The organism is Orenia sp., from assembly GCF_055140805.1.
In genome coordinates this window covers 1-10,001 of sequence record NZ_JBSQYM010000111.1, presented here as the reverse complement: position 1 = coordinate 10,001, position 10,001 = coordinate 1, and the positions used below count along the sequence as shown (strand labels likewise).

General features: G+C 34.6%; 7 protein-coding genes. All 7 read left to right on the top strand.

Translation table 11 applies throughout. The features are described from left to right. The first annotated feature begins 233 nt into the window (after nucleotides 1–233). The gene (locus ACTCDL_RS11100) at nucleotides 234–2,321 is read left to right on the top strand and encodes an ABC transporter substrate-binding protein (RefSeq protein WP_463176557.1); all 2,088 of its coding nucleotides are present in this window, start codon (nucleotides 234–236) and stop codon (nucleotides 2,319–2,321) included. Between the two features lie 86 nt (nucleotides 2,322–2,407). After that, complete coding sequence (locus ACTCDL_RS11095; RefSeq protein ID WP_463176556.1) at nucleotides 2,408–3,403, top strand: ABC transporter permease; 996 nt, start codon at nucleotides 2,408–2,410, stop codon at nucleotides 3,401–3,403. Next, complete coding sequence (locus ACTCDL_RS11090) at nucleotides 3,396–4,541, top strand: ABC transporter permease (RefSeq protein WP_463176555.1); 1,146 nt, start codon at nucleotides 3,396–3,398, stop codon at nucleotides 4,539–4,541. Before ACTCDL_RS11095 ends, ACTCDL_RS11090 begins: the two co-directional genes overlap by 8 nt. 49 nt (nucleotides 4,542–4,590) lie before the next feature. Beyond that, the gene (locus ACTCDL_RS11085; protein WP_463176558.1) at nucleotides 4,591–5,589 is read left to right on the top strand and encodes an ABC transporter ATP-binding protein; all 999 of its coding nucleotides are present in this window, start codon (nucleotides 4,591–4,593) and stop codon (nucleotides 5,587–5,589) included. Continuing rightward, on the top strand, nucleotides 5,589–6,650 hold the full coding sequence (locus ACTCDL_RS11080; RefSeq protein WP_463176553.1) for an ABC transporter ATP-binding protein: 1,062 nt from the start codon (nucleotides 5,589–5,591) through the stop codon (nucleotides 6,648–6,650). The genes ACTCDL_RS11085 and ACTCDL_RS11080 overlap by 1 nt, the downstream gene beginning before the upstream one ends. 171 nt (nucleotides 6,651–6,821) lie before the next feature. Next, entirely contained in the window at nucleotides 6,822–8,180 is a 1,359-nt protein-coding gene (locus tag ACTCDL_RS11075) for a hypothetical protein (RefSeq protein WP_463176552.1), read from the top strand. 109 nt (nucleotides 8,181–8,289) lie between these two features. Next, nucleotides 8,290–9,798 (top strand): alpha-galactosidase, encoded by a 1,509-nt coding sequence (melA, locus tag ACTCDL_RS11070; RefSeq protein ID WP_463176551.1) that lies wholly within the window; start codon nucleotides 8,290–8,292, stop codon nucleotides 9,796–9,798. Nucleotides 9,799–10,001 lie beyond the last annotated feature (203 nt).

The following is a 10,001-nucleotide window of genomic DNA, read 5'->3' as shown; positions in this document are numbered from 1 at the left end:
GTATATAAGCCCATCTTATAATGTCTACTAGAGGTATGTATTTAGATATTATAAGATGGGTTTTTTGTTTAGGTTAAGGATATATCTTAATAAAAAATCAGGTAATTAGATAGGAATATAAGAGATTATTCTAAAGAAGGGGGGTGAGGGTGTTATTTAAGTGAGAAATAACTATTATAAGTTATATAATCTTCTCTATCTTTATAAAAACTATAAAAAGAGGGAGTGGGAACATGAATAAAAGAGTATTAACGATATTTATAATTGGGATGTTGATTATTGTCTTTTCAGCATGTAGCAATGATGAAAAGATAACTGAAAAAGTAAGTAAAAAAACACCCCCTACAGCAGAGGTAACTGCTGAGGCTAATAGAAGGTTAGCAGGAAAGCTTACTCTTGATCAGATGTATGTTTATAAATCTCTATCAAATTATCAGCAGGCACCAGAACTTGCTGGTTTAGTAAGTAAAGGAGAATTAGCTCCTCTTAAAGAGAGACTACCTAAAAGTCCAGCTGTTATTCAAAAAGAAATGATGTCTGATGGCATTGGAGAATATGGTGGAGTTTGGAGAGATACCTTTGCAGTACCAGTAGAGAGTTGGAACTGGGCAGCAGGGCATACTCAAGGATATTTTGGAATTAATCAGATTGTTCAAGAAGGGTTAGTTGAATTAGGACCAATGTGGATGATGGCTAAGCCACAAGTTCTTCCTCGATTAGCAACTGATTGGGAATGGTCTAAGGATGGAAAGGCTTTAACTATGCATTTAATCGAAGGAGCCAAATGGTCAGATGGGGAGCCTTTTACGGCTGATGATGTATTATTTACTTATAATCATATGATTTTAGATCCTAAAGTCAGCAGGAGTATAACCTCTGCAACTACTTGGACCTTTGCTGGTAAGGTTACTGAGCTTGAAAAGGTAGATGACTATACAATTAAATGGCACTTTGGAGTAGCTAAGCCTGTTGCTGCCCTTTACAATATGGTTGGTAATAATAAGTTTGCTATAGCACCAGCTCATATTTATAAGCCACAGCATCCTGCTTTTAATAGTAAGATGAGTTATAGTGATTTTGAAAATATAGCTCCTCCAACTAAATTACCTGTAGTAACTATGGGACCTTATGTTCCAGTAGAATACAGGACAGGACAGATGCTGATATTAACTAGAAATCCTTATTTCTGGCAGGTAGATGAAGAAGGTAAGCAGTTACCATATTTTGATGAGGTCTGGTTTACAGAAGCTAAGTCTGGAGAGGTTAGAACCTTAAATTTAATTAATGGTTCTGGTGATAGGACTAATATTGAGAATCCAAGTACTTTTTCTATGATTAAACAGGCTACTTTACAAAAAGATTATATTGATATTAACTTTGGTCCTTTTGATTCTGGATATCATGTCTATGTTAATATGTCAAAGTATGCTAGTGTAAAAACTGAAAAAGATAAAGCTAAACGGAATTTATTTAGAAATACTGAATTTAGAAAAGCATTATCTTATGCAGCTAATCGTGAAGGAATAGCTAAAGTTTTATTCCCTAATCCCCGATTTGTTCAAGCTTGGTATGGGGCATATCCATCAGGTTCTATTTATTATAATGATGAAGATGTTACTGCTTATAAGTATAATGTTGCTAAAGCCAAAGAGATAATAGTAAAATTAGGTTTTAAAGATACTGATGGTAATGGAATTGTAAATTGGACTGAAGGTGTGCTAACAGGTGAAGATTTAGTTATTGTAGCAGAAATGAGTGCTGACCAAGCTGCTAGTATCAGTATAGCAGAGGCACTAATTCCAATGTATAGGGAAATTGGGATTAAGCTAGTGGTTAAGCCATTACAAGGAAATGTAGCTAATCAGAAAGATATGATTGGTGACTATGATCTAAGAATTGTCAGAGAAGATGCAAGAACTGTTCCTGATACTAAACCAGAAACACTTGGACCAGTTAATGAAAGTGCTCCTTGGTGGCATTTGACTGCAAATGATGGCAACAGGGATTTATTAGCTTGGGAAGAGAAACTAGCTGATTTATTAAGACAATCTCAAGTAACAATAGATCCTGATAAAAAAGCAGAGATCTTCTCTCAGGTTCAACAGATATATACTAAAAATTGCTATACCATTCCTCTTATAGAGGTAAGACGTGGAATTGGAGTTAATAATAGAATTAGAAATATTGCTCCAGATACTCCCGCTTATCAATACGACTGGACTTTGTCTAACTTCCCACTTGAGATTCTGTGGACACCAAAGGCAGAACAGAAGACACCACAGCACCATGATAAGATTGTTATACCAGATAGCTATAAATAGATTATTTTTATGCTATAGTAATTTGCTTGGATGATTATTCTTCAAGCAAATTACTAATTCTATACAATTACGAAGGGGGAATAAAAATGCTAAGTTATATTCTTAGAAGAATCTTATATGCAATTCCTTTGTTAGTAGTTATTAGTTTTATCTCCTTTATTATTATTAATCTACCTCCAGGAGATTATTTAACTACTTTTAAAAGTACCTTAATGTCTAGAACTGGGATATCTAAATTGGAAGCTGAAAGAATAGCAGCAGAGGTGGAAAAAAAGTATGGTCTTGATAAACCTTTTATAGCTCAGTACTTTAACTGGATCAAGAATATAGTATTAAAAGGTGATTTTGGTTATTCTTTCAACTACAAACGACCAGTTTCAGAAGTAATCTGGTCTCGTTTAGGGATGACTATGTTGATTGCTTTAGGGGCTCATATGATTTCAGTAGTAGTAGGGGTGATAATAGGAATCTTCTCTGCTATTTATAAATATGGAGTTATAGATACCATTTTTACAGTACTATCTTTTTTAGCTCTTTCTGTTCCTCCATTCTTTGTGGCTTTAGTATTAATGTATTTAATTAGTGTAAAAGTTGGTGGACATGTAGGTGGATTTTTCTCTCCAGAGTATGTAATGGCTGACTGGAATTGGGCTAAATTTATAGATTTCTTAAAGCATATTTGGATACCAATATTTGTTGTTGGTTTAGCTGGAACAGCTCGGAATATGCGAGTGATGAGGACTAATTTATTGGATGTTTTAAATCAACAATATATTATGGTAGCACGGGCTAAAGGTTTAAAGAAGAATTATGTTATTTTCAAGCATGCTCTTAGAAATGCGATTCAACCGATAGTAATGTATTTAGGGATGTCATTACCATTTTTAATTCAAGGTGCGATGGTAAGTAGTATTGTTTTAAGCTTACCGACTACTGGACCGATGTTCTTTACTGCTTTAAATACTCAAGATATGTACTTGGCTGGTTCTTTTCTAATGATGCTCTCTGTAACCCTAGTTATTGGTAATCTTTTATCTGATATCTTACTGGCATTAGTAGATCCGAGGGTTAGCTATGAGTAATGAACAATTAAGTATTCCAAAAGACCAGCAGAGTATGAATGTAGTAGTAGAAGAGAGGGTTAAGGTAGAGAGCTTTAAGGATAAGGTTATTCGTAGATTTAAAAAGAATAATTTAGCTGTAGTTGGTTTGGTATTAGTAAGTATAATTATCTTAATTAGTTTATTTGCTCCTTTGTTAAGTCCTTATGATTACAAAGGTTCGAAAGTAGCTAATTCTTATTTACCACCTCAAAGGATACATTTTATTGATGAAAAGGGAGACTTTCATTTGCGTCCCTTCGTGTATAAGCTTGAAGAAGGAATGGATCCTGACACTTGGGAGCGAACATATGTAGAGGATACTGCTAGAAGATATCCTATTAATTTCTTTGTTAGTGGATGGAGTTATAAAGTCTTAGGTCTTTTTAAGATGGATTTACATCTATTTGGTGTAGAAGATCAGGTGACATTCCATATTCTGGGGACAGATCAATTAGGGAGAGATTTATTAAGTAGGATTATTTATGGGAGTAGAGTTTCGGTGACAATTGCTTTATTAGGAGCAACAATAACTGTCATAGTTGGTTCAGCAATTGGGGCTATATCTGGTTATTATGCTGGAAAGGTTGATATGATAATTCAACGAATTATTGAGATGATTAAGATGTTTCCTAAATTGCCATTATGGATGGCTTTAAGTGTAGCAATTCCAGCTGAATGGCCTCCTATGGCAACATTAACAGGTATTATCTGTATTTTTGCTTTTTTAAGCTGGACAGATTTAGCTAGAGAGGTCAGAGGAAAGGTGCTCTCTTATAGAAATACGGAGTTTGTTCTTGCTGCCGAGACCTTAGGGGCTCCTACCTCTTATATTATCATTAAGCATATATTACCAAATGCATTGAGCCATATTATAATAATTGGAACCATTACAATTCCTCAACTTGTTTTATCAGAAAGTGCATTAAGCTTTTTAGGGTTAGGTTTACAGCCACCAATGGTTAGCTGGGGAGTATTATTAAATAATGCTTCTAACTTACAAACAATTAGTCAGTATCCATGGTTAATGATACCGGGATTATTTATATTAGTTACAGTTCTTGGATTTAACTTTTTAGGAGATGGACTCCGAGATGCTATCGATCCATATGGAGATTAAAAAAGGATAAGGAGGTAAGCTTATGAGTACAGAAGATATGGTGGCTAATATGAAAGATGATAAATTATTAGAAATTAAGAATTTAAGGACTCATTTTCATACTCCAGAAGGTAAGGTGCGAGCAGTTGATGGAGTTAATTTAGTTATACCTAGAAATACTAGTGTAGCTTTAGTAGGAGAAAGTGGTTCAGGTAAGAGTGTTACTTCTAAATCGATTATGGGCTTATTACCCCAGCCTCCAGCAGAGATAACTGGTGAAATATTATACCATCAGGGGGATAAATCTATAAATTTATTAGAGCTTGATCCTGATGGTGATGAGTATAGTCAGATTAGAGGTAATGAAATCTCTATGATCTTTCAAGATCCAATGACCTCTTTGAATCCAGTATTCACCATCGGAAATCAGATTATGGAAGTTATATTGCGCCATACTGATTTGACTAAAGCTGAGGCAAAAGAAAGAGCAATTGAGTTATTAGATAAGGTAGGGATTGCAAATCCTAGACAGAGAGTAGATGAATATCCTCACCAGTTTAGTGGAGGAATGAGACAGAGAGTGATGATTGCTATTGGTCTTGCTTGTAATCCAACTTTATTGATTGCTGATGAGCCGACTACAGCTATTGATGTTACTATTCAGGCTGGAATACTTGAGTTAATGAAAGAATTACAGGAAGAATTTAAAACATCTATGTTGATGATTAGCCATGATCTAGGTGTTGTTGCTCAAGTAGCAGATAAGGTAGCTGTAATGTACTTAGGAGAGGTAGTAGAGTATGGTGATGTGCTGGATATCTTCCATTCACCACAACATCCTTATACTAAAGCATTATTAAAATCGATTCCTATCTTAGGTCAAAATAGGGGTAGGGAGTTTGAAGTTATTGAAGGTACAGTTCCAGATCCTTTTAATATACCAGTTGGATGTCGATTCCAGACCCGTTGTAATAATCAGTGTCCTAGCAAATATCAAAATCCACCAATGATTGAAGTAAAGCCAGGTCATATTACTAAATGTTGGTTATATAAGGAGGATGAGAGCTAATGGCAGTAGAACTTGAGAATAATTATAGCCAAGAAGATAAGGATGTAATTATTGAAATTAGGAATTTAAAGAAGTATTTTCCAATCCAAAAAGGAATCTTTAAAAAGACAGTTGCTCATGTTAAAGCAGTTGATGATGTAAGTATTAAGATTAAAAAAGGTGAGACTGTAGCCTTAGTTGGAGAGAGTGGCTGTGGGAAGTCTACCCTAGGGCGTTGTGTAATGAAGATCTATGATTCTACTGCAGGGGAGATTAACTATTATCCTAAGAAGCCAATTAAAGATAAGAAAAAGCTAGATATTGCTGATATCGAAAGAGAATATTTAGCTAAATTGCGAGAAGAGATACAGATGATCTTTCAAGATCCCTATTCTTCTTTGAATCCAAGAATGAATATTTTAGAGATTTTAAGTGAACCTTTTCGTTTTCATAGTAAGAAATGGACTAAAGAAGAGATCAGGGATAGAGTGGAATATTTATTGGAGGCAGTGGGCTTAAGAAGTAGTTATTTAACTAGATTCCCTCATGAATTTAGTGGAGGGCAGTTACAGAGAATTGCTATTGCTAGAGCCTTGGCTTTAAATCCTGATATTATTGTAGCTGATGAGCCGGTATCTGCTTTGGATGTCTCTATTCAGGGGCAGATAATTAATTTAATGAAGAAACTACAAAAAGATTTAGGATTAACTTATCTTTTTATCTCTCATAATTTGGCTTTAGTTGATAGAATTGCTGATAGAATTGTGGTTATGTATCTAGGAAAGGTCATGGAAGTAGCTACTACTAGTGAATTAGTCAGTAATATTAAACATCCTTATACAGAGGCTTTATTATCTGCAGTGCCGATTGCTGACCCTACTATTAAGCAGAAGCGGATTATCCTATCAGGAAATATACCATCACCGAGCAATCCACCAACTGGCTGTGTGTTCCATACAAGATGCCCTTATGCCAAGGAAAAGTGTAAAGTAGAGGTACCTGTATTACAAGAAGTAGTTGATGGGCACCAAGTAGCTTGTCATTTTAGTGAAAAGCTAAATTTACAGAAGATAAATCTATAAAATTAATTTTCAAAATTTGTTTAAATAAATAGAAATAAGTTGACAGAGGAAATTTTGTTATATCAAGGCAGAAAGGAGGTGAACTCCTACAAGCTACAAGTATAACTTAGATTAAAAATTATTTGAATATTTCAAAAATAATCATTACAAAATAAAAGGGGGAAAATAATAATGAGAAAGATTTCTTTATTACTTACATTTGCTTTAGTTATAGCTGTAACGGTACCAGCATTCGCAGTTGTAGACAATGTGGAGATTACAGGAGAGGTTGAGACTATTTTTGAGATTGGTCACTATGGGGAGGATGAGGATACCACTGCTGAATTATGGCAAGAGGGGGATGTGCTAGATATTGATTTGCCTGAAACAGGAGATAGAAAGGATGGCGATGATTTTCCTGCTGAAAAAGCATTTTATCAAACAATTGGTCTAAATATCACAGGAAATGTTGATAATATCAAATTCGACTTAGCTGTAGACACTATTACCAATAGTTTTGCTGAGGCTACTCGTGTACCTTATAGCAATACCGGTTATGATTTAGGTGAAAATGATGATACAAATCAGTTCAAAATGGATACTGCTTTATTAACAGTCACTAATGATGTTTCTACACTTAAAGCTGGGGATTTAAATGGTACTAAGGTAGATAAGTATTTCATCAATGATGAAGATATGGAAGGGGTGGATATAACTACAACTGTTGCTGATGTAGATGTAAGATCTTTTGTATTAGGTAAAGATGAAAAAGAAGATGATTTCTATGGTGTGACTGTAGCAAAAGATTTTGGTGCTACTAAGCTTACTGGTAAATTATATCATGCAAGAGAGGCTGCTGAGAAGGTTACTGACTTAGCTCTAGAAGCTAATGCGACTGTTAGTAATGCTTTAACAGTTAATGGTCAGCTGGCATTTAATAGCGCAAAAGAGGCTGATACAACTTCTTCATTCTTCAACGTAAATGCTAACTATGTACTTACTGATATGGTAACTGTACGTGGTGAGTTTGAAACTGTTGGAGAAGATTTTGTATCCTATTATAATGATTTGGAGAAAGATGATGATTACAATAAGTTTAATGTTGGTAGTGACTTTGCATTAAATGATAACAATACTTTAAAAGCCGATTATACTGTATATGATCATGCTAATGATCCTGAAAAGAAGAATGCTATTAAGTTAGCTTTAGACAATACCACTGGAGCATTTACTAATACTGCTTCTGTAGAGTTTATTAAAAATAATGGTTATGAAGAAAATACTGATATAACTGTTCTTACTTTAAAGACTGAATATGCTATGAGTGATATTACTACTGTAACTGCTAAATTAGTAAATCAATCTGCTGATGATGTATCTGCTAATAATGATTATGTTAAATATACTTACTTAGCAGCTGGTTTGGATCATAAATTATCTGACAATATTAGTTGGAATACTGAAGCTAAATATATTACTGGAAGTAATTGTGATGATACTGATGATGGAGAAGGTAATTCTCTAAAAACTAAATTAAAGGTTAGTTTCTAATTTAAATTAATTAAGCTACAACCTTCTAGGTATTCTCTAGAAGGTTGTAATTATATTAGATTAAACTAATTTATCGGTTTATTAATAAATAAAATAGGAGAGTGATATTATGCCATTTAAAGTGACCTTTATTGGAGCCGGAAGTGTAGGTTTTACACGGAATTTATTGAGTGATTTACTAGTAGTTGAGGAATTTCATGATATTGAAATTGCCTTTACTGATATCAACCAAAGAAATTTAGAGATGGTAACTCAGCTTTGTCAAAGAGATATTAATGAAAATGGTCTTGATATTAAGATAATGGCTACCACTAATAGAAGGGAAGCTCTTAAAGATGCTCGTTATGTGATTAATGTAGTTAGAATTGGCGGTTTAGATGCTTTTAAATTAGATATAGATATTCCATTAAAGTATGGTATTGACCAATGTGTTGGTGATACTCTCTGTGCTGGAGGAATTATGTATGGTCAGCGAGGAATTGCTGCAATGTTGGAATTTTGTAAGGATATTCGTGAGGTTAGTGAGCCAGGTTGTATTATGTTAAATTATGCTAATCCTAATGCTATGATTACTTGGGCATGTAATGAGTATGGTAAGGTTAAGACGATTGGACTCTGTCATGGTGTGCAGCATGGACATCAGCAAATAGCAGAGGTATTAGGTCTAAAACAGAGTGAAGTAGATATTATCTGTGCTGGTATCAATCACCAAACGTGGTATCTTCAGATTAAACATAATGGTGAGGATATGACTGATAAATTATTAGAGGCATTTGAAAATCATCCAGAGTATAGCCAGACTGAGAAAGTAAGAATCGATATGTTACGCAGATTTGGTTATTATAGTACAGAATCCAATGGACATTTAAGTGAATATCTACCTTGGTATCGTAAGCGCCCTGAAGAGATTAAAGATTGGATAGACTTAAGTGATTGGATTAATGGTGAGACAGGAGGATATTTAAGGGTCTGTATTGAAGGGCGGAATTGGTTTGAGACTGATTTTCCTAATTGGTTACAGCAGCCTGCTAAAGAGTTTAGTGCTGAAAAGCGTAGTGAAGAGCATGGTTCTTATATTATAGAGTCTTTGGAGACAGGGAGGATTTATCGGGGGCATTTCAATGTGATTAATAATGGAGCAATCACTAATTTAGCTGATGATGCTGTGGTAGAAGTACCAGGCTATGTTGACGCTAACGGAATTAATATTCCTCAAGTAGGTGATTTACCGTTGGGATGTGCTGCTGTTTGTAATGCAAGTATTAGTGTTCAACGTTTAGCTGTTGAGGCGGCTGTTAATGGAGATGATACCTTGTTACGTCAAGCGATGATGATGGACCCCTTAACTGGAGCAATCTGTAATCCACCTGAAATCTGGCAGATGGTAGATGAGATGCTAGTAGCACAAAAAGAGTGGTTACCACAATATCAAGAAGCAATTGCTAGTGCCAAAGAGAGATTAGCGTCTGAAGATTTAATTGAGACTGCTGAAGGATATCAAGGGGCTGCTCGCCTAAAAGTTAAGACTGTAGAAGAGATGAAGTCTAACCGAGAAGAAGCAACTAAAAATGCTAGTAATGCTAATAAAGCCAAAGATAGAATATCTGTTGATAAGTAGTTATTATAGAACCTAAGCCTGATTACTATAATTATTTAATGGAACAAATTCAAAAGGTTTAGGAATTGTCGGAGATTTGAAAAGTGTTGTTTAGAGATTAAAGGTGATTATAGATAAACAACTTTAGAATGTAATATAAAACCCACCTCACCCCTAACCCCTCTCCTCATATCAGGAGAGGGGAATAAAAGATGCTTTAGTCC

Excerpts from the sequence above, each read along its gene's own strand:
- ACTCDL_RS11100 (WP_463176557.1), top strand. The coding sequence starts at position 234 with ATGAATAAAAGAGTATTAACGATATTTATAATTGGGATGTTGATTATT.
- ACTCDL_RS11095 (WP_463176556.1), top strand. The coding sequence starts at position 2,408 with ATGCTAAGTTATATTCTTAGAAGAATCTTATATGCAATTCCTTTGTTA.
- ACTCDL_RS11090 (WP_463176555.1), top strand. The coding sequence starts at position 3,396 with ATGAGTAATGAACAATTAAGTATTCCAAAAGACCAGCAGAGTATGAAT.
- ACTCDL_RS11085 (WP_463176558.1), top strand. The coding sequence starts at position 4,591 with ATGAAAGATGATAAATTATTAGAAATTAAGAATTTAAGGACTCATTTT.
- ACTCDL_RS11080 (WP_463176553.1), top strand. The coding sequence starts at position 5,589 with ATGGCAGTAGAACTTGAGAATAATTATAGCCAAGAAGATAAGGATGTA.
- ACTCDL_RS11075 (WP_463176552.1), top strand. The coding sequence starts at position 6,822 with ATGAGAAAGATTTCTTTATTACTTACATTTGCTTTAGTTATAGCTGTA.
- melA (WP_463176551.1), top strand. The coding sequence starts at position 8,290 with ATGCCATTTAAAGTGACCTTTATTGGAGCCGGAAGTGTAGGTTTTACA.